20 protein-coding genes are annotated in these 23,847 nt (G+C 42.4%); 4 read left to right on the top strand and 16 right to left on the bottom strand.

The genetic code is table 11. The annotated features are described in order from the left end of the window. Positions 1-306 precede the first annotated feature (306 nt). From ACFO4R_RS09375 to ACFO4R_RS09345, 7 genes are all read right to left on the bottom strand, one after another. Complete coding sequence (locus ACFO4R_RS09375; protein WP_379788835.1) at positions 307-1,050, bottom strand: DUF6873 family GME fold protein; 744 nt, start codon at positions 1,048-1,050, stop codon at positions 307-309. 26 nt (positions 1,051-1,076) lie between these two features. Beyond that, entirely contained in the window at positions 1,077-1,475 is a 399-nt protein-coding gene (nusB, locus tag ACFO4R_RS09370; RefSeq protein WP_379788834.1) for a transcription antitermination factor NusB, read from the bottom strand. Between the two features lie 50 nt (positions 1,476-1,525). After that, positions 1,526-1,888 carry an Asp23/Gls24 family envelope stress response protein gene (locus ACFO4R_RS09365; protein WP_379788833.1) on the bottom strand — a complete coding sequence of 121 codons (363 nt, stop codon included), beginning with the start codon at positions 1,886-1,888 and terminating at the stop codon, positions 1,526-1,528. 727 nt (positions 1,889-2,615) lie between these two features. After that, complete coding sequence (gene plsX, locus ACFO4R_RS09360; RefSeq protein ID WP_379788832.1) at positions 2,616-3,626, bottom strand: phosphate acyltransferase PlsX; 1,011 nt, start codon at positions 3,624-3,626, stop codon at positions 2,616-2,618. 74 nt (positions 3,627-3,700) lie between these two features. After that, positions 3,701-3,877, bottom strand: coding sequence for a 50S ribosomal protein L32 (gene rpmF, locus ACFO4R_RS09355; protein WP_379788831.1), 177 nt, complete (start codon positions 3,875-3,877; stop codon positions 3,701-3,703). A gap of 14 nt (positions 3,878-3,891) precedes the next feature. Beyond that, positions 3,892-4,401, bottom strand: coding sequence for a YceD family protein (locus tag ACFO4R_RS09350; protein WP_379788830.1), 510 nt, complete (start codon positions 4,399-4,401; stop codon positions 3,892-3,894). Between the two features lie 65 nt (positions 4,402-4,466). Beyond that, positions 4,467-5,660, bottom strand: coding sequence for an acetate/propionate family kinase (locus tag ACFO4R_RS09345; protein WP_379788829.1), 1,194 nt, complete (start codon positions 5,658-5,660; stop codon positions 4,467-4,469). Positions 5,661-6,033: 373 nt separating this feature from the next. Between ACFO4R_RS09345 and ACFO4R_RS09340 the strand changes: the two genes are divergently transcribed. Further along, positions 6,034-6,576: a DUF4364 family protein gene (locus ACFO4R_RS09340; RefSeq protein WP_379788828.1), complete on the top strand. Its 543-nt coding sequence runs from the start codon at positions 6,034-6,036 to the stop codon at positions 6,574-6,576. A gap of 491 nt (positions 6,577-7,067) precedes the next feature. Here ACFO4R_RS09340 and ACFO4R_RS09335 read toward each other — a convergent pair whose 3' ends face one another. The 8 genes from ACFO4R_RS09335 to ACFO4R_RS09300 form a co-directional block, all read right to left on the bottom strand. After that, positions 7,068-8,816 carry an LTA synthase family protein gene (locus ACFO4R_RS09335; RefSeq protein ID WP_379788839.1) on the bottom strand — a complete coding sequence of 583 codons (1,749 nt, stop codon included), beginning with the start codon at positions 8,814-8,816 and terminating at the stop codon, positions 7,068-7,070. A 55-nt stretch (positions 8,817-8,871) separates the two neighbouring features. Beyond that, positions 8,872-9,636: a glucosamine-6-phosphate deaminase gene (gene nagB, locus ACFO4R_RS09330; protein ID WP_379788827.1), complete on the bottom strand. Its 765-nt coding sequence runs from the start codon at positions 9,634-9,636 to the stop codon at positions 8,872-8,874. 327 nt (positions 9,637-9,963) lie between these two features. After that, positions 9,964-10,596 carry an HAD family hydrolase gene (locus ACFO4R_RS09325; RefSeq protein WP_379788826.1) on the bottom strand — a complete coding sequence of 211 codons (633 nt, stop codon included), beginning with the start codon at positions 10,594-10,596 and terminating at the stop codon, positions 9,964-9,966. Positions 10,597-10,624: 28 nt separating this feature from the next. After that, positions 10,625-11,233 (bottom strand): DUF2284 domain-containing protein, encoded by a 609-nt coding sequence (locus ACFO4R_RS09320; RefSeq protein ID WP_379788825.1) that lies wholly within the window; start codon positions 11,231-11,233, stop codon positions 10,625-10,627. A gap of 130 nt (positions 11,234-11,363) precedes the next feature. Further along, positions 11,364-12,632, bottom strand: coding sequence for a competence/damage-inducible protein A (locus ACFO4R_RS09315; RefSeq protein WP_379788824.1), 1,269 nt, complete (start codon positions 12,630-12,632; stop codon positions 11,364-11,366). Positions 12,633-12,640: 8 nt separating this feature from the next. After that, positions 12,641-14,434 carry an ABC transporter ATP-binding protein gene (locus ACFO4R_RS09310; protein ID WP_379788823.1) on the bottom strand — a complete coding sequence of 598 codons (1,794 nt, stop codon included), beginning with the start codon at positions 14,432-14,434 and terminating at the stop codon, positions 12,641-12,643. 773 nt (positions 14,435-15,207) lie between these two features. Beyond that, complete coding sequence (locus tag ACFO4R_RS09305; protein ID WP_379788822.1) at positions 15,208-15,825, bottom strand: class I SAM-dependent methyltransferase; 618 nt, start codon at positions 15,823-15,825, stop codon at positions 15,208-15,210. 626 nt (positions 15,826-16,451) lie between these two features. Then, a complete protein-coding gene (locus ACFO4R_RS09300; protein ID WP_379788821.1) occupies positions 16,452-16,622 on the bottom strand; it encodes a 4Fe-4S binding protein in 171 nt (56 codons plus the stop codon). 928 nt (positions 16,623-17,550) lie between these two features. On the opposite strand from ACFO4R_RS09300, the gene ACFO4R_RS09295 reads away from it, so the two are divergent. Next, entirely contained in the window at positions 17,551-18,831 is a 1,281-nt protein-coding gene (locus ACFO4R_RS09295) for a Glu/Leu/Phe/Val family dehydrogenase (protein WP_379788820.1), read from the top strand. 574 nt (positions 18,832-19,405) lie between these two features. On the opposite strand, the gene ACFO4R_RS09290 is transcribed toward ACFO4R_RS09295, so the two are convergent. Beyond that, positions 19,406-20,050, bottom strand: coding sequence for a redox-sensing transcriptional repressor Rex (locus ACFO4R_RS09290; RefSeq protein WP_379788819.1), 645 nt, complete (start codon positions 20,048-20,050; stop codon positions 19,406-19,408). A gap of 615 nt (positions 20,051-20,665) precedes the next feature. Here ACFO4R_RS09290 and ACFO4R_RS09285 point away from each other — a divergent pair. Both ACFO4R_RS09285 and ACFO4R_RS09280 read left to right on the top strand, forming a co-directional pair. Further along, entirely contained in the window at positions 20,666-21,325 is a 660-nt protein-coding gene (locus tag ACFO4R_RS09285; protein ID WP_379788818.1) for a YoaK family protein, read from the top strand. Positions 21,326-21,860: 535 nt separating this feature from the next. Continuing rightward, on the top strand, positions 21,861-23,795 hold the full coding sequence (locus ACFO4R_RS09280; RefSeq protein ID WP_379788817.1) for an ABC-F family ATP-binding cassette domain-containing protein: 1,935 nt from the start codon (positions 21,861-21,863) through the stop codon (positions 23,793-23,795). Positions 23,796-23,847 lie beyond the last annotated feature (52 nt).

Raw genomic sequence — 23,847 nt, 5'->3', positions numbered from 1 at the left:
GGAGCAGTTCATTTGGCATCGATCGTTTTATGGTTAAGATGCCTTGTTTAATTTGTGTAGACACGCTCTAGCTGATTTGGCACTTTACTCTAAAGCTCCCGAGTTCAATATTTTTTGATTCTATTACACAAATAGATTGTGCTTTCCGATATCGTTTCCCGAATACAGAGTATTTGTCCAAAGGAGTACGAAATGATTCTTGTGTTCTTTGACACTTGAATCGAGAGTGCTTTTGATCCATAGGTTCCAAAACAGTTGTTAGAACAAACCGTTCTACACACCAAGCGAGGTTTTGTCCTCCTCCGTTCAATCTCGATTTTTCTTATACAGAGGAAGGAAGCTTCCTACATCTACAAGGGTTCCGCCTTTCATTGAGAAAAGCTTTTTGTTTCTTTTTTCGACAAAGTCTTTAATTTTGCGGTAGTCGGGATGTTTTGTGATGTCACCGGTAAAGCATACTTCATCTCCTCTTGTGAAACAAGTTCCTCCCAAAAATCCGTAGTCCAGACCGGGAAGTTCGATTTCCTTCCAAGGCGAAACGAGCAGGATGTTCAATACGTTCCTACAGGTTCGATATATCCCTTGATCCGAAGTAATGATGCTTCTTTGGTCGATGATGACAATATTGCACTTTGCATATCCCTGGTTGACAACGAAGGATTGTACTTTTGTCTGTTCCAGTTCACGCAAAAGAACAGGATCTATCCATCTTCCGTATATTGCCGCCTTGCCGAATACCGCAGTATTATAAGCGACATTATGCGGATAGGTCTCCGATAACAGAGTACTGCCTTCTGCGATTTCAAAGTTTTCCAACTCTTTTTTGTGTCGTCGATACACTTCTTTTTCGATAATCGTCTTCGAAAAAACAGGACACCCGATGATGTCCGGATGTCCTTGAATAGCTTTGTAGAGCCTATGGTCTTCGGATAGGAAGATAGGGTTGATCCCTCTGATTTTCATAAAATCGATAACTTCGGAATGGTTCTTTAAAACAGGGTTTACAAGAAAGTCCGAATGATTTTTTTCACACAGATAGCTCATCGCCATGTCCTTTCGCTTCTTCCGGCTTCTTCTTATTGAAGCCCCCGCTCGACGGTCGCCTGTTTTAAGATACCGTTGACAAATTTATAGGAGTCTTCTCCCGAATATTTCTTGGCCAGCTTTACAGCTTCATTGATCGAGACGCCCATAGGAATATCCTGCATATACAGGATCTCCGCCAGTGCCAGCTTCAAGATTGTGATATCCAGTTTTAAGATTCGGGACACGTCCCATTTTTTGGAAGATGTTTGAATTAAAGCGAGTATCTCCTCTTTGTTTTCCAAGTACCTTTCAATGACTTCAGGGATATACCCTTCCGACACTCCTTCCCTTTGTAGGTAGATCTTCGCTTGAGAAGGTTCTTCTTCTTTTTTGATCGTCATTTCATACAACAGTTTGAATGCCAGATCTCTCTCTTTTCTTCTATCCATACCTCTTCCTTCCGCTCCGGTTCGTGTATTCTTGGTTTTTGTTTTCCGCATCAAGCTTCCGACTCATCCTGTGTGATGCCTTGAACATGAACATTGACGGAGATCACCTTCAAATCCGTCATGGATTCGATCGTCTTTTTTATGTTCTCCTGTACTTTTCTTGCGACATCATGAATAATGCTTCCGTAAACAACGCTCAAGAATACTTCGATCTCTACCGTATCTTCTTCCAAAACCACTTTGATTCCCTTGGAAAAGTTCTTTTTTCCCAGGATCTCGCCAAGGTTTCCCGTAATGGTTCCCGACATCTTGGATACGCCTTCTATTTCGCTCGCTGCCAAGGATGCGATTGTAGCAATGACTTCATCGGATATACGGATCCCTCCGATTGCCATGACTTCTTCCATACTCATTGTCATACCTCCTTTATCTCTATGAAACTCTTTTTCTATTATACCAAAAATATGATAAAATACCTACCTTATATTTACCATTTCGGCATGCAACACAAACATTTTATATGAGGTCGATAAAAACTTTCGGTTTGGTCAAGCAATGTTCGATCTTGAACACAAGAGTTTTGTTAAGGAAACACCGCATAATTCAAAAAATCATTGTAACATCACTTTTAAAGGGATGCTGAATTTCTTAAAAGCATTGATTTGACAGAATTCTATTTTTTACAAATCCATAAGAAAATCAAAATTTTGCCTTTGTGCGGTATTGTCTTAATACTATTTTACATTCAAAATGTCAGGTGGATAGAATATATATTTACCGGAAATATTTTGAGCAATCGTAGAATTCAAACTTCACGACCGGACACTTCCAATAGATAACAGTATACTACTATTGTTCAATAGAAGTGTGGTTATCTCTACTTTATGACTACGAACATCCGTGTTATTTTCTGTTGAGTAGAGGTTTCTGATATGCACAGCTCAAATGAATAATAGTATAAGATCATGTTTCTGCTGCGAAAAAGAAGCTTGTGTCCAACTTCTCTTGGCTAACTCGTTCCATAGTGTTGCTTCAGCCTCCTTTTCCGCATAAACCAATAATACGAACATCCTCTTACATCTTTATACGATATTTCTCCGATCCTTCTATCGATATCCGACTATCGGTTTCCGAGATTTTTTATTTCTCCGTGCTTTCCTCTTTGACTATTGCCTTTATTTTGTCAACAAGACCTTCCCTATGATATTGAGCTGCTCTTAATATTGCATTGGAGAAGGCTTTTTCCTTGGATGATCCATGGGCTTTTACGACGACTCCGTCCACACCGAGAAGGACCGCTCCCCCTACTTCTTCATAGTTCAGGCTCTCCTTCATCTTTTTCAGCGAGTCCTTCATCATAAGCGCTCCCAGTTTTGCTTTGGCATTGGATTCGATGGCTTGTTTCAACATCGAAAAGAGGGTATCGGCGACACCTTCGGTCAACTTCAAGACGGTGTTGCCCGTAAAACCGTCACAGACAAGAACATCGACAATCCCCTTGGGAATATCTCTTCCTTCGACATTGCCTGCAAAACGGATGCTTTTTTCCTCTTTCAGCAAGGCATAGGCTGCCTTGGTCAGTTCGTTTCCCTTTGTTGCTTCCGTCCCTATGTTGACAAGCCCCACCGTCGGATTTTCCTTGTGATAGGCGATTTTCGAAAAGAGGCTGCCCATTTTGGCAAATTCCAAGAGGTGTTGAGGACTTACATCGGCATTGGCTCCAATGTCCAGGGTGACCATCGGGCCTTTGATCGTCGGATATGCTCCCGTAATTGCCGGTCTGGATATTCCGCGGATCCTACCCGTAACAAAGATCGCTCCTGCAATCAATGCTCCCGTGTTTCCCGCCGATACGACCGCATCGAGTTTTTTCTCTTTCAGTTGCGTCAGAGCAACGACCAAAGAAGAGTCCTTTTTTTTACGAATTGCATGAACAGGCTTGTCCTCTCCTTCTATAACTTCAGTGGTTGTGACAATGTTTATTCGTTGTTTATCGTAAGAAAGCGATGCCAACGATGCGTCGATCTCTTCACTCTTCCCGAAAAGCGTGATTACAAGCTCCTTATCTTTTTGGGTTGCAAGGATTGCACCTTCGACGATCTTAGCAGGTGCGTGATCTCCACCCATTGCATCAATCCCTATGTGTATCATTTCATCTCTCCTAACCCTTACTTACATTCAAAAGAAGCGTGTAGAGTTTGTCCTACACGCTTCTTGTTGATAAACTATTTTACAATAACTTCTTTGCCTTTGTAATGTCCACAATCAGGGCATACTGTGTGCGGTAAGATCAACTCTCCGCATTGAGAACATTTCACCAAGCTCTTTGCTGTCATCTTCATATTTGCGGATCTTCTCGATCTGGTATCACATTTAGCTGTTTTACGCTTCGGTACTGCCATTTCTTTCCCCTCCTTCAGTCTAACAATTCTCTCAATTTCGCCATTCTTTCATCGATGGGTTTTTCTTCCGGTAAACATCCGCAATCTCCTTTGTTCAGGTTGTGTCCGCAACGATTGCAAATCCCCTTACACTCTTCCCTGCATAGAATACGGATCGGAACTTCGTCCCATATCTGCGTCCGAATCAAATCCCATAGATGAATCCGATCTTTTTTATAACAATAGCTGTCGTAATCCATAAAGTATTCTTCATCCTCTGTTACCAAAACGACCTCAAACGGTTTGTTGACAGGAAACGAAATTTCCTCCAAGCATTTGGAACAAGGTATGGACAGTGTTGTCTCAACCTTTCCTTCAAAGAGAAGCTTCTCTCTGTCGTATCGGATATGTCCTTCTATTACGGGTGTATCCAGAAAAAGAACATCTTCATCATTGGCATTACATTCTTCTAAGGGGATGGTGTCTTCCACACGTACACTCTTGACTTTTTGATTTTTCAAGTCTTTCAGGTCAATGATTGACATACTCCTGCCCCCTTTGACAATTCAACATTTTTAATTATACAAAGTTGCCCTTCTTTTGTCAATATTTATTTTACCAATTCCAAGGTATCTCTTGCGATCATCAGTTCCTCGTTTGTCGGAATGACCATTGCCTTGATGGAGGAATCTTGTGTCGTGATAAAGAGCTGTTTTCCTCTTGTGTTATTGTTTTCCGGATCGATTTTGATTCCCCAAGCTTCCATCGGTTTCAAAATCACTTCGCGGTCATCGGCGGAGTTCTCTCCCAAACCTGCCGTAAATACGATCCCGTCTACTCTTCCCAAGATCGCTGCATAGGCTCCGATGTATTGGGTTACTCTCTGACGAAAGGCCTCAAGTGCAAGAGATGCTCTTTCGTTTCCTTCTTCCGCCGCATTTTCGATATCTCTAAAGTCGGAGCTTACTCCCGAAATTCCCAGAACTCCGGACTTCTTATTCATAAGGTTGTTTACTTCGTCCGTGCTCCATCCTTCTTTTTCCATAAGGAAGGGTACGACTGCAGGATCAAGTGAGCCGCAACGAGTTCCCATGATCAAGCCTTCAAGCGGTGTGAATCCCATAGAGGTGTCTATGGATTTTCCTTCTTTGATTGCCGCAATCGATGCTCCGTTACCCAAGTGGCAGGTAATGAGGTTTACTTCCTCCGGTTTTTTGCCAAGCATTTCGGCTGCCTTAAGAGTAACATATCTATGGGAGGTTCCGTGGAACCCGTATTTTCTGATTCCGTATTTTTCGTAATATTCATAGGGAAGCCCGTAGAGGTAGGACTTCCTGGGCATCGTCTGATGGAAGGCCGTATCAAAGACCGCAACCATCGGAGTATTGGGCAGGATCTCCTTACAAGCGGCAATTCCGGTCAAATTCGGCGGATTGTGAAGCGGTGCCAGCTCAATACATTCTTCCAAAGCTTTGATTACGCTGTCATTGATAATACAGGAGCTTGCAAACTTCTCTCCTCCGTGCACAACACGATGACCTACCGCCGAGATTTCATCCATGGAAGAGATTGCACCGTATTCAGGGCTTACCAAGGTGTCCAAAACCAGTTTCAAGGCATCTTTATGGTCCTTCATCTCTTGTTCGAAGACTTTCTTCTCCGTTTTTACGGACTCATGTTTGAGTACGGAGCCCTCGATTGCGATACGTTCCACAAGTCCCTTTGCAAGAACACTCTCATCATTCATATTGATCAATTGATACTTCAACGAAGAACTTCCACAGTTAATTACCAATACATTCATAATTTTCCCCTTTCTACATCTTATGTAGCAGTTTGTCTTCTATACTTTTTTAAAGTTATCTTTATTTAGAATACAATAAAACCGTGTCAAAATCAAGTCGATTTTTCCCCTTGTACAGATTGAAAGGGGAGAGGTTACAAAGCAAAAACAAAAACTCTTTTGAACCTTGCTCCCACCCGCACTCCAAAATTCCGCAGTGCAATCAAGATCCTCCCGCTCCTCCTTCCTCCCCATCGGTACAAACAGAATCCAAACCATCCGTTATCCCACTGATCCCATTCAAAAATGCGATATACTTCTCCACAACAAACTCCAAAAACATCTACACGAAGTTCTCATAGTATGGTATGATATTTTTCAAAGGAGGGTTCTTATGTTTGAACATTCAATTCAACAATTGGCTGAAGAAAAATTGTATATTCTTTTCGTTTTGGACGAGGCGAAGTTGAAGTTGTCACGCAATACGATCACTCATATCTTTATGGAAAATGAACTTTTCGACTTTTTCTCTCTTCAACAATACCTCTACGAATTGAGCGAAGACGGCTTTGTATCGGTAGACAAAAAGGGCGTTGTCGATACCTATTTTATCAACGACAGAGGGCGGGAAGTACTCTCCTACTTTATCAAGGCCTTGCCCTATTCAAAGCGTGAGCGTCTGCAACAATATCTGTCTGAACACAAAGACACCATCCTCCGTGAAAAAGAAGTTAAAAGCAGTTACAAAAAAATAGCACCTTCCATCTACCTTGTCGAGTTGTCCCTACACCATGAAGCGGAGGTTCCCTTCCATCTTTGTTTTCAGGTACCGACTCCCGAAATGGCACGGACCGCCTGCAAGAATTGGGAAGAGTGCAGTTCGGATCTCTATGTGGATATTATCAACACTCTTCTTTCGGAGAAGAGATCCAAATAACAGCAAAGTCTATGAGGTATAGGGCGGATCGTACACTGTTTCTGTGCTGTTTGCCGTCGATGTTTGACACCGTTATAGAGCAATCCCGCATAATTCGAAAGATCGCTACAAAATCAACATTATACGAAGAATGAAATTTATGAAAATGTTATTCCGGCAAACTTTCATACTGTTCTTCGTTTGGGTTATGGATATAAATGTTGTGTAACCGATAGAAGATAAAACGGATTTTCGTAATCGCAGAATAAATATATCCATACTTCTATTGAAAAATAGTATCATATCATAAAAGGAAATCAAAAGTTTATCTCTGTGCGGTATTGCACAACAAAAAAACCTGTATTTTATCTGAGAAAAATACAGGTTTTTTAGGTTTTTATTTTATTTCGTTCCCAAACTATTGATGTCCATGACTTGGGATTTATAAGCGATGAGCTCATGTTTTGCAATAGACAAGACAGACATCTCGACACTTTGATCAGACACCAATACTAATGATTTTTATTTTTTTCGTAGATCTCTTCATAGCGTCTTTGCTTGTTCTCCAACAAGGAGTTTACAACGCTCCCGTAGGCCTTATGCTCTTCCATGTGAGAAGGGTCCATCAGATAGTCGTCACTCTTAAAGTAGTCCTTCTCCTTGTTGAAGCGGTTCCATACAAAGGTATCGAAATAACTCCAGTCCATAGTGAGATGCTTAGTCAGACGACCCAGTGCCATAAGCGAAATATCTTTTTTCTGAGGGATCAATCCCCCATGGTTATGCCAAACAAAGTAGTCCGTCTTATATCTGTTGTTGAGATTGGCCCTAAAGTAAGAATCTTCACTTACCAAGTCATGGTTGACTCCTATGATATGATCTCCATAAAACACGACAATCGTATCCCTATCCCGTTCTCTGAGTTTCTCCATAAACTCATAGAGAGCTTGGTCCGAAATCGAAAGACCCGTTACATAATTGGTAAACGACTGCCTGTCATTTTCGGTGAGGTTATCCACCCTGACCGTATTTGACGGTGTGTCCTGATAAGGTCCATGATTTTGCATGGTTACCGCATAGATAAACTTCTTCTCTTCAGGGTTCTCATCCAAGATCTCGCTTATCCTGTCAAAGATCACCTCATCTTTGAGCCAAGGTCCGTACCAACTTTTGTTTTTCAGATCTTCAACGGTTATAAATTCTCCGATCCCAAGCAGAGGATAGACTTGATCTCTGCGAAAGAACTCCCCTTCATACCCGTGGATCCCAACCGTCCTGTAACCTCGGTCAGCATAATCCCAAGCCAAGCTTGGAAGCTCATTCAAAGGCATCCTCTCGTAAGGGATGTCAATGTGGTTGAGCTCCTTGATGTTGATCCCTGTCAGGAACTCAAACTCGGAGTTACAGGTCAAACCTCCTACCACAGGAACAAAAACTTCTCCATGGATACCTTCGTTTTGATATGAACGGAAGTGTTTTGTGACATCTTCCCGGATATCCACATCCTGTAATTTGCTTACATCGAAAAAGGTTTCACTCTGGATAACGATGACATCCGCATTTTTGTAACGTTCAGGCAGTTCCAGCTCCTCTTCAAGCGTATTCTTCTGAGAGGTAAAGGCTCCTATGATTTCCGTAGGTTCCGCATAGGTGTGTACCACCTTCATGTCCTTCATCATCTGTGCAAACAGAAACTGCGAATTGTTTCCTATCATCTGAGGCATACAAAGCAGGACTGCCAAGATCCCTGTTGTCAAAGTCTTCTTGCGCCTTTGAATCACAGGCTCGTACATCAACCAAAATTTACGATACAGTCCTACCTTGCGGTACATTCGAAGAAAAAAGTCCCCTTCTTCGGATTCCAGCTTACACATGTCGCTGTAGACGTGAAAGGTCAGATACAAAAAGACCAGCAACAAGGCAATATACATAAAGAACAGGGGTTTCATAAACACAGGTACAAAGAGTACGAAAAGATCTCCCTTTCCCTTGACCATAAAGAAATCCAAAATCGAAAAAAACTTGTCATTTACCTTTGCGGTAAACGCATTTGCCACACCCAAGAACATCGTAATGACCCCGACGAAGCGATAGGTAATCTTCCTTCCGAAACGGATGTAAACAAGGTTTACGATCAGATAAAAGAAGATCAGTGACAAGGTAAACTGTACCGGATAACTCATTATCCTAAAAAACAATACAGAGATAGACGTATGTGAAAGTTCAACAAAGCAAAAAGCCGCCAAAGTCAGCACAAACACTTCAACCAATGTCCTCTCCTCCTTTTCTTCAAGACCTCTTATATAAGGTCAAACTCTATCGTCTCAGATTGACGATTTCCTCCGGCATACGCTGTATGACTTCTTTCAAGGCTTTTTCGTCTGCGATCACATCGACATCCGGATGCAATTGAAGTACCGATGCAGGTACAGCCGGCGTGATCGGTCCGAACAATGCCTTGTACAAAATCTCCTGTTTCGCTTCTCCCGATGCAAGAAGAAGGATTCTCTTTGCCGACATAATGGTTCTTATCCCAAAGGTATAGGCCCTCTTGGGTACATCGGAACGCGTATCGAAAAATCTGGAATTATCCTCGATGGTTTCGTTGGAAAGCTCTACATGTCGAATCCCCTTTGAAAAGGAGTCGGACGGCTCGTTGAAGGCCACATGACCGTTTCTTCCTATTCCCAAAAGATGCAGATCTATGGTTCCAAAACGCTTGAGATTCGCTTCCATCCTTTGACATTCTTTGTCAAGTTCAAGGTTCTCCCCGCGAAACATAAGAGTATTTTCTTCAAACACATTGATATACTTGTATAGATTATGATACATAAAATAAGAATAACTTTGGTCGGAGGTCTTGGACAGACCCACATACTCGTCGATATTCATCACTTTTGCAGATGAAAAATCAACTTCTTCCTCCTCATATTTACGAATCAGTTCCTTGTAGGTTCCAATCGGAGTGGAACCTGTGATAAAAGCCAATACCGAACTCGGCTTCAACGTGACCTGAGATGCTACGATCGCCGCCGCCATCTTGCTCATCTTGTTGTAGTCTTTCGCATACCATATTCTCATCCTACAATTCCTCCTCACAACTACTTTTTCCTCCATATGAACACCAAATTCTTCATCGATGGTTCTTACATATCAATAAGTTCATTATAGTATAAAAGTGAACAATTGAAAAGTGTTCCTAATGAAACCGCCGATAATCGCAGGAAAAAAGAAGCTGTTATTACTTTGCAAACACCCGAATCACACAAAATCTCCTCTGCTGCCCTCTCTTTAAAGTTAAGGCGACAACGCAAGAGCTTCTGCACACTCCCTCGGTATTGTTGATATATTTTCCCAAAATCCTCCGCTCAAAGAAACTTCTATCGGTCACAAGATAAAGGCTTTTTATCAGTATCGACCTTGAAGCACCCCATAGAGATCTTCAGGTACCGACAAACGGTAGAACTCTCCCTTGATCGCCGCCGAATTAAGCGCTCCCCATCCGGCGAGGGCAAAATCCACTCCTGCCGAAGAGGCACAGTCCGCATCCGACTGCGTGTCTCCTATGAAGAGAACTTCCCCGGGAGCCCCTCCGGCTTCTTCCATATACTTGTAGAGAGATTCCGGATGAGGCTTGGGTCTTTGTACATCATCCGAACAGATTAAAGAAGAGAAGAACGGTTTCATATCGAAACGTTCCAGATCAAACATCGCCTCTTCCCTCGTCCTCGATGTTACCATCCCCATAGAGTAGCCTTGCTTTTTCAAGGTATGCAGAAGCTCCTTCATTCCGGGAAAAAACCGCACCTTCTTATAGTATGTTTTCAGCCCTTCCATCCACTGTTCAAGGAACTCTTTTTCCTTTTGTATCTTAAGCTTCAACATGGATACCTTAAGGGGGTGGGATAAGATGAACTCCAAACTCTTCTTATCGATCTGCCCCTTTTGTGTCCTAACAAACGCATGATAGAACGATTCTATACAAAGTTCCTTTGTGTCCAGTATCGTCATATCCAAATCAAACAGTATGTGATGATACATCATCGCCCCTCCTATACACCGTCCCGATCTATAAAAATTCTCTTATAAGCCCTTCCTTTAATTCATCCAAACCCTTTACCCTCATATCCGACTTTTGTGCAAGTCCTCCCAGTGAAATGTAATGAGATGGCAGGGTCTCGCCTGCCCACTCCAACTTCAAATCAAAGTAATGCTCGAGAAGGAGGGAAACATCAAAACCTAAGGATTCCGGAGAGTATCTGAGTTCATCCGGTCTGACACAAGCTCTACCCTCTTCTCGACGGCATGTTTCGCAAAGGCCACAGTTCCCGATATCGAACATCCTCAGATCCGAACGACTTTGTTCGAGTATCTTCAACCGTTCATAGAAGGTATGTCGAAGAGGAAATAACGTCTGTTCCGTATAATCTTTTACCTCTTGTTTTCCTTTGATACGGAGAATTTCATCCACGGAATATTTCAATCTTGCTATAATCAAAACGATATAAGGATATTCCTTCAAAAAGCTCTCCCGTTCAAAGAAGTGCGGAGGACAACTCCAGTTTTTTCCGTAGTTTGGACAGACCTTACAATAGGTTTCTATCTTTTGAGGTTCAAACCCTATCTTCATCATTTCATCCAAAGTCGTTTTTCGTGTTCTTACCGAAATCTCAGGCATGGAACCTCCTTTCCCAAACCCGCTTAACCTCACCTGTACAGACGGCATTTCAATCGGATTTTCATTCAACTTCTTTGCTGTACTGTTTCCTTGATATCACAAGTACCTCTTTTGCCGAAGAAGTTCTCATTCAACGTTCTTCCCGTACTGTTTTGAGAAGGAGTTTTCTCATCTCGTCAAGGGCGGTATTGACCGCTCGCTCCCTTATCGTTTGACGATCTCCGTCCCGATTGAGTTCCTTGAGCGTGTACTCTCCCTTATAGAATATGCAGATATAGATAAGACCGACAGGTTTTTGAGCAGTTGCACCCGAAGGACCTGCAATTCCGGTTACCGATACTCCCATATCCGCTCCGGCGGTTTCACAGACTCCTTTCGCCATCTCCTTTGCAGTCTCTTTGCTTACCGCGCCGAAGTTTTCCAAAGTCCGGGAGGATACCCCCAGTCGTTTCTCCTTGCTTTCGTCGGTGTAGGTCACAAAGCCTTCTTTATATACCTTTGAGATGCCCGGAAAATTGATCAGTTTTCCTGCCAAAAGACCTCCGGTACAAGATTCGGCGGTCGCCAATGTAATCCCCTTATCCAAAAGAAGCTGTGCAACGATCTCCTCGACACCCGCATCGTTTGAAACAAGGGTCGCATTGCCGCCAAAACGTTTGAGCAGTTCCTGTTTGACAGGATCGATCAGCTCCAGAGCTTTCTCTTTCGTGCGAGCCTTGGCTGTAATTCGAAACAGAACCTCGCCCTTTCCCGCATAGGTAGCTATCGTGGGGTTGGTCTGTGACTCAATCAGATCAAGGACCATCTCCTCCGCCCTCGATTCCCCAAGTTCCGTGACAACGATCTTGCAAGCCACCACCGTTTGATCGGAGTATCCGCTCAAATACGGCACTACCTGTTTCTCAAGCAGAGGTTTCATCTCAAACGGAGGTCCCGGGAGAAGTACCACAATCTTTTGATTTCCACGTTTGTCAGACCGATCCAAGATACACGCGTTTGCCGTTCCCAAAACGTTGGTCAGGATCTTGCTCCCTTGAGGGAAGTATGCCTGTCGCAGGTTATTCTCCGGCACCTTTCTTTGAAACTTGGTATACCTCTCTACCATATGTTTATAACTCTCTTCATCATAGACCATGGGCAGCTCGAAGAACTCCGCTACGACTTCTTTGGTAATGTCGTCGCGGGTAGGACCCAGCCCGCCTGTCGAAATGATGACATCCGCTCTGTTCAACGCGATTCGATACGCTTCCTTCATACGATCCGGGTTATCTCCGACAACACTTTGATAGTGCACATCAATCCCGATTTTTGCCAACTGTTTTGAAATAAATGCCGCATTGGTGTTTACAATATCCCCATGCAACAGCTCCGTGCCTACACAAAGAATTTCCGCTCTCATCGTTTCTCCTATCCTACCTGCTCGGTTTCCAATATATTATCTTTTTGTCCATACAGCTGATACAGTTCATAATATCTTCCTCGTCTCCCCATCAATTCCTTATGAGTTCCACTCTCTTCGATACCCTTCTCCGTCAATACAAGGATGGTATCCGCATTTTGGATCGTAGTCAAACGATGGGCGATCGTAAATGTCGTTCGTCCTACCGCAAGATCCCTAAGTGATTTTTGGACGATTCTTTCATTCTCGTTATCCAAGGCGGATGTCGCTTCGTCTAAGATCAGGATCGGAGGATTCTTGAGAAAGACTCTTGCGATGCTGATCCTCTGCTTTTGTCCCCCCGACAGTTTGACCCCTCGTTCTCCCACATAAGTATGATAGCCGTTTTCCAGCTTCATAATAAACTCGTGGGCTCCCGCCTTCTTCGCCGCTTCGACGACTTCTTCCATACTTGCTCCGAGCTTTCCGTACTCTATATTGTCAAACACCGTGCCCGAAAACAGATAGACATCCTGCTGAACAACCCCGATCTGATTTCGAAGCGACTCCTGCTTGATATCTCGAATATCCCTGCCATCAAGCAGGATCCTTCCCTTGCTTACCTCATAAAATCTCGGAATCAGATTACATAAGGTCGTCTTTCCGCTTCCGGAAGGGCCTACCAAGGCGATCTTCTGTTCGGACCTGACATGTAGATCGATGTCGGACAACACATCCCTGTCGTGATCCGAATACGAAAAACTGACCGAGTCAAAGAGGATATCTCCGTTTGTTCCGCTGATTTCAACCGCATCCTCCCTGTCCTTGATCTCGACTTCCTGATTCATGATCTCAATAAAACGTTCGATCCCCGTCATCCCTCTCTGGAACTGCTCCGAGAATTCAACAATCCTTCGAATGGTCGACAACAACATTGACACATAGAGAAGGTAGGCGACCATATCGCCCGGAGATATCCTTCCTCTGATCATAAAGTAAGACGAAAACAAAAGTACCGTCACATACATCAAACCGTCAAAAAATTGAGTAACCGCCTTATAGCCCGCCATATATCTGTACTGATAAGCCTTGATGTTGAGAAGACCCTTGTTGCCGTCCTCAAACTTCTCCACTTCCTTTTGTTCATTTGCAAAGGAGCGTACCACCCTTACTCCGAGAAGGCTGTCCTCCACCTGCGAATTCAGATCTCCGATCTGTTCTCTGGAACGCTTGAATGCCATCCTCATCTTCCTCCTGAAGTAGATGGTACAAAGCAACATCAGAGGGATGACCGAGAAGACGATCACGGTCAACAACAGGTTCGTCCTCGCCAAGATAAGAAACGAAATCGAAATCTTGATTCCCGCAATAAAAAACTCTTCGGGACAATGATGAGCAAACTCCGTAATCTCGAACAAGTCGCTGGTAATCCTCCCCATGATCTGACCGATCTTGGTATTGTCAAAGTATGAGAAAGAGAGTTTTTGCAGATGTTCAAACAAATCCCTACGCATATCTCTCTCGATTCTGGCTCCCATAATGTGCCCGACCGATGCCATATAGTAATTTGCAGCCGTATCGACCAGGCGAAGAAGAAAGTACAGAACACAGACCTTTGCCACAAAGTCTATCGTGAGCTGTGCACTGTTCGTGATCGCCTTATTGGTGATGTTTCGAACCATCAAAGGGAACACAATCTCACAAACCGTAGTAAAAAACGCACATACCAAATCCAAAAACAAAATTCCCCGATACTTCCTAAAATAAGGTGCAAACCTTTTTATCAACACGGATGTATCGATCCTATCCTTATAAGCATCCAATTTGTATCCTCCTTGATCCACTCATACAACTAAAAAATCCTTTCCGAAAGCAATACATAATTGCTTCTCGCCGAGATTCTACATACTATTGTATCATATCCCTGCGGGAGAAAAATAAAAATCCTATTACAGAACCATAAAAGAACAACAACCTCATCAAAGATTCCCACCTTACAAGGCACCCCGATCTTATGAACCCGAAGAAAACGTTATCCTATCTGTCCGGCCAAAACCCTATCCGTTGTACAGACACGGGATATCGTTTGAGAATTTATGCAATGCGGTCCATCAACAAGAGGATGTCGCATAAGCACAATACACACGGGATGTCTGTTTCATACAAAAAAACAAAGACTCGAACATACTTATCTGACCAAAGTTCTTTCGTGAAAATAAAACACACATGATAGTTGTGTGATCGTTTTACACAAACAAACGGAACAAGATCGTCGTATTACAAGACAAACACAGATGCGTTCCTATCCCTCGGCGGAAGTACGGTCATATCTATTCTGCAACTACAAAAATCGGTTTTCTCTTTTTGTAAGGTGCAATGCTCCGATATCCTTCATGTAATGAATACGGTATCCACATTTTATCTTTTTCACAAAGCAAGTTCAAACCGTATTGAAAACAGTGCATAATTCCGACAAACACAGTGCGATTGATTGCACACGGAAAACACCATTTATAAAGGCGGTTGTTACACAGGATCGTCGAACTCTTCAAGACGTTGACAAAGGCAAGCTGTGTCTTTATATGTTCCGTTTTAACTATCGGGTATCTCTCCAAGGTTTTGTAATAACGGCAATTGCACAGGAAACTCTTCCCTTTGCCAAAAAGTAGTCGACATCCCTATATCCCGCATCCTCAAAAAACTTTTGATAGAGCCCATAGCTGAACTGTCGTTTAAATCCCGCTCCCGCCTTGCCAATTACCTTTGATGAAGTGTCTTGTCCTCCTCCCTCTTTGATACTGACATAGGTTGGAATAATCAGTTTGCCTCCGGGGCGACATACCCTATCCAACTCCCCAAGAGCTTCGTAAGGGCAATCCAAAAGATGAATAACATTGGCCGCAATGACCTTATCGAAGCTGGCATCTTGATAGCGCAAACACATAATATCCGAATGTTCAAACCTCACATTCAAATGCTGCTTGCACTTTCCCTTCGCTTTTTTGAGCATCTTCGGAGAGAAATCTGTCGCTATTAGACTTTTGCACTTCGGTGCAAGACGCCGGGTCAACATCCCCGTGCCGCAGGCACACTCCAATATCTCATCGTTGGGGCCTATCATCTCTTCGACCTGCGTACACAGGCTCTCATGTGCTTTTGCATTGTAAATATTCGCAAATATATCATATACACCGGCAACCTTGTCCCAAAACATACAAAGACCTCCTTTTCCATGTCTCCTTTGATGTCCATTATACTCCCTTCTTCTTCCCCCATCAATGACTTTGACAAAGCCTTCCTCCATCGAAGATGAGCAAACTCAAGCAAAGGACCTCTTTGTTATACCGTTTGCCTGTTTATACTGCTACCCGTTTAAACCCCATAGTTATCCGGCATATTTTTTAACACAAAACTCAAGTGTGAAAATGAAAAAGAGAGGGTTGTTGAAACGGTTGATATGAGAAACTTTCGCATCTTATAAAATCAAAGGGAATCCGGAAGCTTCCCTTTGTGTACTGTTTTCCTAATGTACTCATATATTGATATCCCTCTACTATCTCCATTGTCATTGTAGAAGGACTCACAACACCGTTGATACTGCCATTCATTTGAACGGTTGACTCCCAAGACTTTTATTTCTTCAAACCTGAAACGCTTTGTCTTGAAAAGTCCAAGTCCGATATAATTATCCTTCTATTGAAAAAAGTATGCGGTCAAGATGTCGCAATACCGGTATGGACGGATATCTCGACACTTCAATCAGACCACAGTAAAAATCGCAACAAAAAATGGGATGTACCCCTACATCCCATTTTTAATAGTTAAGCAAATATCTGATCCTTATTCAGGTTTCGGTGCATCTACCGGGCAAACTCCGGAGCAAGCTCCACAATCAATACAAGCACTTGCTTCGATAATGTACTGAGTATCCCCCGCAGAGATTGCACTTACCGGACATTCCGGTTCACAAGCACCACAACTAATGCACGCATCGCTAATTTTATAAGCCATTTTCATTTCCCCCTTAAAAATAATTCTAATGTTTTCTACGAGATTATTATAACAAACGCCCTCTCAAAAGTAAAGCTTTTTGGCTAAAAATTTTTTCAATTAAGTTTAAATTTTTATTTTTTCACTGAAAAAACTTCTCTTTCTTTGTTTTTTCAGTCTTTTTAAAACATAGTTATATACTATACTTTGGGTGTTTTGTTTTTTATAGTATCAAAAACTCTCTTCTTTTGTTAAAGAAAATCTATTATTAATTGATATCTTATATCCCTTTTCTCCCCCTCTCACAAGTCACAAGGTCTTCTTGTATTTATGGAAACATCACTCATACTATTTTTCAATAAAAATATCGATATATCTATTTTTCAAATCACGAAAAATCGGTTTATCTTCATATGGATCATAGATTGTTTATATCCATAATTCAAAGGAATGGTAGTATCAAAGACATCTCCTGATTTTTGCATTGTTGTTACAGGTCACAAAAACACTTTGAACTGAATACATTCAATAACTTCGCTTTTTGTATGAAACCGGATTGATCGGCTTTTTCCGAACCGCTCGATATCTCCCGCCTATTTTTATACTATGAAAATTCCGCACAAAGACAAACTACGGATTTTTTCTTTCGATTATAAAAAACTTTTCTTCCATCGTTCGAGCCGTTTTTTAACGAAAAGTCACCCCCTTGAGATTTCGTATGTAACGTTTCACTAAAATATTTCACAATATATCGGTTGCATTATCCATTTTTATCATATATAATTACATTGTAGTTTGATATTTTTGTATCAATACGAGGTTTGGTTCTCTTTATCACAGCCATTTACAAAACCGTATCCATGGCTTTTACATAGCAAAATGAAGCCTGTCCTAGAGAGAAACGAACCTATCATCAAATTATAATAATATTTAAAGGAGAGTGTTTACCATGGCTAATGAATCTTTGAATCCTTTTTTGAATGCACAGTTACAGGTTAAAAACGCTTGTGAAAAATTGAATGCCGCTCCCGAAGTGTATGAACTTTTGAAAGAGCCCCAAAGAATGATCGAAGTTTCCATCCCTGTAAAAATGGATGACGGAAGCTTGAAGATCTTCAAAGGATATCGTTCCGCTCACAACTCTGCAGTAGGTCCTTGCAAAGGTGGAGTTCGTTTCCATCCGGATGTAAATCCCGATGAAGTAAAAGCTCTTTCCATTTGGATGACATTCAAAGGCGGAGTATTGGGTCTTCCCTACGGTGGGGGAAAAGGTGGAGTTACATGTAACCCGTTAGAACTTTCTCAAAACGAATTGGAGCAAATCTCCAGAGGTTGGGTACGCGGACTTCACAAATATCTTGGCGACAAAATTGACATCCCCGCTCCGGACGTAAACACAAACGGACAAATCATGTCCTGGATGGTTGATGAGTTCATTAAATTGAACGGCGAAGAAATGAGCATCGGCGTTATCACCGGAAAACCCGTTGCATTCGGAGGTTCTGAAGGAAGAAACGAAGCAACCGGATTCGGAGTCTCCATCGTTGTAAGAGAGTCTGCTGCAAAATGCGGAATCGACATCAAAGGCGCTAAGGTAGCGGTTCAAGGCTTCGGTAACGTTGGACGTTTCACAGTGAAAAACATCCAAAAACAAGGTGCAAAAATCGTAGCGATCGCTGAGTGGGCTCCTTCCGTAGGAACATATGCGATCTACAGCGAAGAAGGTTTGGATTTTGCTGATATGTTGGCTTACTTCAACGAGCACAGAAACCTTGTTGATTATCCTAACGCTAATCCGAAAGCTAAGAAGATCTCCATGGATGAGTTCTGGGCTCTTGAAACCGATATCTTCGTACCTGCAGCTTTGGAAAACGTAATTACAACCGAAGTTGCTAACAAATTGAACTGCAAATTGGTTTGCGAGGCTGCAAACGGACCTACAACACCTGAAGGAGACGTTGCATTGAAAGAAAGAGGAATCACTCTTGTTCCCGATATCTTGACAAACTCCGGTGGCGTACTTGTTTCTTACTTCGAGTGGGTACAAAACAGATACGGATATTACTGGTCTGAGGCTGAAGTAGAAGAAAAACAGGAAAAAGAAATGGTCAAAGCGTTCAACAATGTTTGGAAAGTAAAAGAAGACTACTCCGTAACACCGAGAGAAGCAGCTTATATGTATGCAATCAAACAAGTTGCTGATGTTATGAAACTTAGAGGATGGTACTAAAATCCAAAGGATTTCACAAAAACACCTTACACCCTTGTGTAGGGTGTTTTTTTTCGACAAAAAAACCGCGGTAAACACTGTAATAACAGCGACAAACCGCGGTTTGATACTATTCTTCCATAAAAGTATGGTTATACCCGTTTTGCAACCACGAAAATTCGTTCTCTCTTTTATGCGACACAAATCGTTGATATCCATCATTCAAAGCAAATAATAGTATGAGATTATTCTCTGATGGAAGTACAATATATCCACACTCACAAACACCTGTTTTATAACACCCATAGAACAAGCCGAATTATCAACTGTTCAAATGAATAACAGTATGAGATCTGCTCTTTTTTTGATACTATTGTATCCGCCTCCATCATCAAAATAAAGTATTTCAGGCATAAAAAAGTCAGCATCGTCGACATCAGCCGTTCAAACGGATAGTAGTATAAAACAACGTTAAGAGCCTAACTGAAAAAAATCCCAACCACTGCTCTATCGTATCTTCAATCATCGATACTCCATAAATGCCGAAACGATTTTTCTTATTCGTCGAATAAACCTCCCCTACTTTCGGCGAGTTTTATTCCTCACTTTCCTCCCTGTTGTTGAGAAGATAGGAAAGCACGAACAAACTGTCGCTCAAATGGACATTTTCCACAACAATATTACTGTTTACCTTCAAGTCAACGGGAGAAAAGTTCCAAATTCCCTGGATCGAAGTCTTGGACAATACATTCGCAATCTTTTGGGTCTTTTCTTTAGGTGTGCAGACAAAGGCGATATTGATATCGTTCTTTTCGATATAAGCCTCCAACTCTTCGATGTCGTAGATTTCCAGATCCCTTATCTTAAGTCCTATCAACCTCGGGTTGACATCAAACAAGGCTCTTATTCTAAAACCCGAATTTTGGAGCCACGGATAGTTCGCAAGCGCCTGTCCCATATTTCCCGCTCCGATGATGACGACATTATAGGGTTGGCTGAGATATAAGATCTTTGTAATCCCTTCATACAATTCATCTACATTGTAACCGTAACCTTGCTGACCGAATCCTCCGAAGTTGTTAAGATCCTGTCGGATCTGAGAAGCGGTAAAGCCTATGATCTCGCTCAACTCCTTCGACGAGATACGATAGACCTCCTTCTCCAACAACTCCTTCAAATATCTATGGTACTTCGGTAATCTTCTTATTACTGCCATTGATATTTTCTTCTTTGAATCCATCTGTTCCCACCTATCTTTTTCTAAAACAATTTCTATCATCGTAACTTCCACATCAACCTGTTAATTCTTTATCTATTATACCATATTTCGTACATGAAAAATAAGTTTCACCACAAAATAATTTATTTTATTTTGCCCGTAGCATTGAGATAGCGCTTGACGGTGTTTGATGCAAAGTGTCCACATATCCTCATCCACAAACGCGAAATACATTCTTTTTCTTCAAAATACGGGAATTGATACAAACGATTCAACCGGACAACATCCCTGTTTATTGAAAAAGCAGTATTCGAAATAAAACCGTATCACGGTTTTTATAGACGATACAGTTTGCACACGATCTCGAACCTTGTTCATACTATTCTCCGTTTAAAATCCCGGGGTTACGGAACATATAACGATCAAAAATGACTCGAAAGATTCTATACTCCAAAGTGTTCAATCTATCCATTTTTAGCGATAACGGTGTAAGTACATCAATTTCGCAGACTTATTGGTGCAGATCCTGCCAATCTACGAGGCGGCGATTCAAACTTCTTATTTCTCATCCTTCCTTTAGAAATCGCTGAAACTGTGGTAAAATAGAGATGACATCATTTTCAAAGGGGGTTGACTATGCAAACGAAGTATCAAATGTCGGAGTCCCTTCGTCTCGGTATATTTCTTACCCTATCAGGGGGATTTCAGGATGCGTACTCCTACATATGCAGAGGAAAGGTCTTCGTCAACGCACAGACGGGAAACATCGTACTCTTGGGACAAAACCTCGCGGAAGGAGACTACAAAAAGGCCGTCACCTATCTTTTTCCTCTCCTCTCGTTCGTGGGTGGAGCTTATCTTTGCCAGAGGATAAAGCTGATGTCGAGATCAAAGTCTAAACTTCATTGGAGACAATTCGTCCTCCTTATGGAGATCTTCCTCCTATTTTGTGCAGGCCTTCTTTCTTCACGTTACAATACCCTTGCCAATATGATGCTCTCCTTCGTCTGTGCCATGCAGGTCGTCGCCTTCGGCAAGTTCCACAACAACACCTATGCAACTACGATGTGTATAGGAAACCTCAAAAGTGCAACCACCCTCTTGTGCCACTATCACATAACAAAGGAGGTCGTATCGGGAAAGACGAGTCTGTGCTACTTCTTTATCATCTTCGTCTTCTTCCTGGGTGCAGTATCGGGTGCTATTGCAGCCCGTTACCTGCATCTACATTCGATTTGGATCCCGATCATCTTCCTGAGCATCGCCTTTTCTCTAATGTTTCAGGAGGAAACCTAATACTACTATTCTTTTGAATAGTGGATATAAACAATCTGTGAGCCATAGAAGACAACATAGTTTTTCGTCATCGAAAAATAGATATATCCATACTTCTATTGAAAAATATATTGAAAAATAGTATAAGATGTAGTGTCCCGTTCAAAAAGGCAACCGTTTGGAGTTTTTTTGTTTTTCAAAACTACAATTCGTTTCTTTATGCGGGACTTGTTTCATACTATTGCCTATTGAAATGGACAGGAGGAGCGATTTGAAGCATACCCTCCTCCAAGAGTTGTTCTTCGGTAATGATATAGATTTGATACACGACATTTCAAACGGAGAATAGTATAAGTAAAAAAAACACAAGGTTCTCTCGTAAGGATAAGAGCCTTGCCCAAACTCGTAGGTTCTCCCTCTATTTGACATAATCCCGATGTCTGTGTACAATGTGATACATGGCATCGTTTTCAATCGACTTGACCGCAACTGCCATTCGTCCCAAAAAAGATCGCAAGGAAAGCGGTTGAGATTTTTATACAAAGGAAGAATAATTATGATAACCTTGGCATTGAACAATATATCCAAATCCTACGGTGTCGATACCATCATCAAGGACATCACCTTTTCCCTCAACGAGTATGAAAAGGTTGGTCTTGTCGGCATCAACGGCGCCGGCAAGTCCACCCTCTTTAAGATCATAGCGGGAGAACTCAGCCCCGACACAGGGAATGTATTCCTCTCCAAAGATACCGGCATCGGTTATTTGGAACAGAACATCAGCATCCGCTCCGACAACACCCTCTACGAAGAAGTCTTGGATGTCTTTCACGATGTTATGCTACTCGAAAGGGAACTTCGAACACTCGAACAAAAGATTGCAAAGAACAGTGAGAACAGCACTCTCTTAGATTCTTTGATGAAACAATACAGTCAAAAAAGTGAAGAGTTCTCTCTGATGAACGGATATTCCTACAACTCCGAAGCAAAGGGTATTCTTATTGGCCTGGGTTTCAGTGAGGAAGAGATGAATAAGAAGGTCAATACCCTCTCCGGAGGGGAGATGACCAGACTTATGCTCTCCAAACTCCTCCTCAAAAAACCCAACCTCCTCCTGCTTGATGAGCCGACCAACCATCTCGATATGAACAGCGTACAATGGCTGGAGGTCTATCTCAAGCTCTACAAGGGAAATGTCATCGTTATTTCTCACGATCGTTACTTCCTTGATCAACTGATCGGTCGTACCCTGGAGATCCGAGACAAAACCCTTTTTGATTATCGGGGAAACTACAGCTATTATTTGGAAAAAAAGGACTTGGATGAAGAGGTCGCCCTCAAAAACTACAAAGACAACCAAGCCGAACTGAAACGGCAACGCGACATCATAAGGCAGCTCCGTGCCTTCGGAAGAGAAAAACAGATCAAACGAGCGAGAAGTCGCGAGAAACTCCTTGCAAAAATGGAACGTATCGACAAACCCCGGTCGATGGAACAACAGGCGAGAATATCCTTCTCTCCGTCCGTTCAAAGCGGCTATGAAGTCATGCATGCAAGAGGTCTTCAAAAATCCTATGGGAACAGACACCTCTTCTCCAATGTTTGCATCGATATCTACCGCGGAGAAAAAGTTGCCCTGATCGGCCCCAACGGAAGCGGAAAAACGACCCTGTTTCAGATTCTGCTGGGAGGAGAAACCTCCGATTCCGGTGAAGTTGACTACGGGACCAATGTACAGATTGCCTACTTCGATCAGACCCGTTCCGACCTGGATGAACGCAACACGGTAATTGAAGAGGTGTGGCAGAGTTATCCCCATCTGAAAGAAACGGAGCTTCGCAATATGCTCGCCGCCTTCCTCTTTATGGGCGATGATGTATTCAAACTCATCTCCTCTCTGAGCGGTGGAGAAAAGTCGCGGATTTCTCTGCTCAAACTAATGCTCTCCTCCTCGAACTTCCTGTTTCTGGACGAGCCCACCAACCACTTGGACATTCAATCCAAGGAGATTTTGGAAGATGCCCTGACTGCCTATGAAGGGACCCTGTTTTTTATCTCCCATGACCGCTACTTCCTAAACAAGGTTGCCGACCGCATCCTCGTACTCACTGAGAACGGGTTGGAAGAATATCTGGGCAACTACGACTACTATCAGGAAAAACTTGCGGAACAAAAAGAAGCCATGGATATCCTCCAAACTCGGGAGGTCATCAACAAGACCCAAGTCAAACAACAGAAGAAAAAAGACAAGGAGAAAGAAAAAGAACTGCGAAGTATAAAAAAGAAGGTATCCAACTTGGAAGAATCGATCGCAAACCTCGAAGAACGTCTCGCCTTCCTGGACGGAGAACTGTGTAGAGAGGAGATCTACTCCTCTCCTACTGAATCAATGCGAGTCCAAAAAGAAAAAGAGGATGTATCCTCTCTTCTCGAAGAAACCATGTCTTCGTGGGAAGAACTCCTCTTGGAATTGGAACAAAAAACGGAGTAGACAAACGGAGAAGACCTCTTCTCCACCTGTCTGCTCCGTTTGTCCGTATCTT

The organism is Filifactor villosus (genome assembly GCF_042652965.1).
Classification (GTDB): domain Bacteria; phylum Bacillota; class Clostridia; order Peptostreptococcales; family Filifactoraceae; genus Filifactor; species Filifactor villosus.
This window is presented reverse-complemented; position numbering and strand designations above follow the sequence as displayed.

Bases quoted from the DNA above. Each gene is read 5' to 3' on its own strand.
- ACFO4R_RS09375 (WP_379788835.1), bottom strand. From the start codon at position 1,050: ATGGCGATGAGCTATCTGTGTGAAAAAAATCATTCGGACTTTCTTGTA.
- ACFO4R_RS09320 (WP_379788825.1), bottom strand. From the start codon at position 11,233: ATGCCTGAGATTTCGGTAAGAACACGAAAAACGACTTTGGATGAAATG.
- ACFO4R_RS09340 (WP_379788828.1), top strand. From the start codon at position 6,034: ATGTTTGAACATTCAATTCAACAATTGGCTGAAGAAAAATTGTATATT.
- ACFO4R_RS09345 (WP_379788829.1), bottom strand. From the start codon at position 5,660: ATGAATGTATTGGTAATTAACTGTGGAAGTTCTTCGTTGAAGTATCAA.
- ACFO4R_RS09350 (WP_379788830.1), bottom strand. From the start codon at position 4,401: ATGTCAATCATTGACCTGAAAGACTTGAAAAATCAAAAAGTCAAGAGT.
- ACFO4R_RS09290 (WP_379788819.1), bottom strand. From the start codon at position 20,050: ATGGATTCAAAGAAGAAAATATCAATGGCAGTAATAAGAAGATTACCG.
- ACFO4R_RS09280 (WP_379788817.1), top strand. From the start codon at position 21,861: ATGATAACCTTGGCATTGAACAATATATCCAAATCCTACGGTGTCGAT.
- nusB (WP_379788834.1), bottom strand. From the start codon at position 1,475: ATGGATAGAAGAAAAGAGAGAGATCTGGCATTCAAACTGTTGTATGAA.
- ACFO4R_RS09305 (WP_379788822.1), bottom strand. From the start codon at position 15,825: ATGTTTTGGGACAAGGTTGCCGGTGTATATGATATATTTGCGAATATT.
- ACFO4R_RS09325 (WP_379788826.1), bottom strand. From the start codon at position 10,596: ATGTATCATCACATACTGTTTGATTTGGATATGACGATACTGGACACA.
- plsX (WP_379788832.1), bottom strand. From the start codon at position 3,626: ATGATACACATAGGGATTGATGCAATGGGTGGAGATCACGCACCTGCT.
- ACFO4R_RS09295 (WP_379788820.1), top strand. From the start codon at position 17,551: ATGGCTAATGAATCTTTGAATCCTTTTTTGAATGCACAGTTACAGGTT.
- ACFO4R_RS09300 (WP_379788821.1), bottom strand. From the start codon at position 16,622: ATGGCTTATAAAATTAGCGATGCGTGCATTAGTTGTGGTGCTTGTGAA.
- ACFO4R_RS09365 (WP_379788833.1), bottom strand. From the start codon at position 1,888: ATGAGTATGGAAGAAGTCATGGCAATCGGAGGGATCCGTATATCCGAT.
- ACFO4R_RS09315 (WP_379788824.1), bottom strand. From the start codon at position 12,632: ATGAGAGCGGAAATTCTTTGTGTAGGCACGGAGCTGTTGCATGGGGAT.
- ACFO4R_RS09285 (WP_379788818.1), top strand. From the start codon at position 20,666: ATGCAAACGAAGTATCAAATGTCGGAGTCCCTTCGTCTCGGTATATTT.
- nagB (WP_379788827.1), bottom strand. From the start codon at position 9,636: ATGAGAATATGGTATGCGAAAGACTACAACAAGATGAGCAAGATGGCG.
- rpmF (WP_379788831.1), bottom strand. From the start codon at position 3,877: ATGGCAGTACCGAAGCGTAAAACAGCTAAATGTGATACCAGATCGAGA.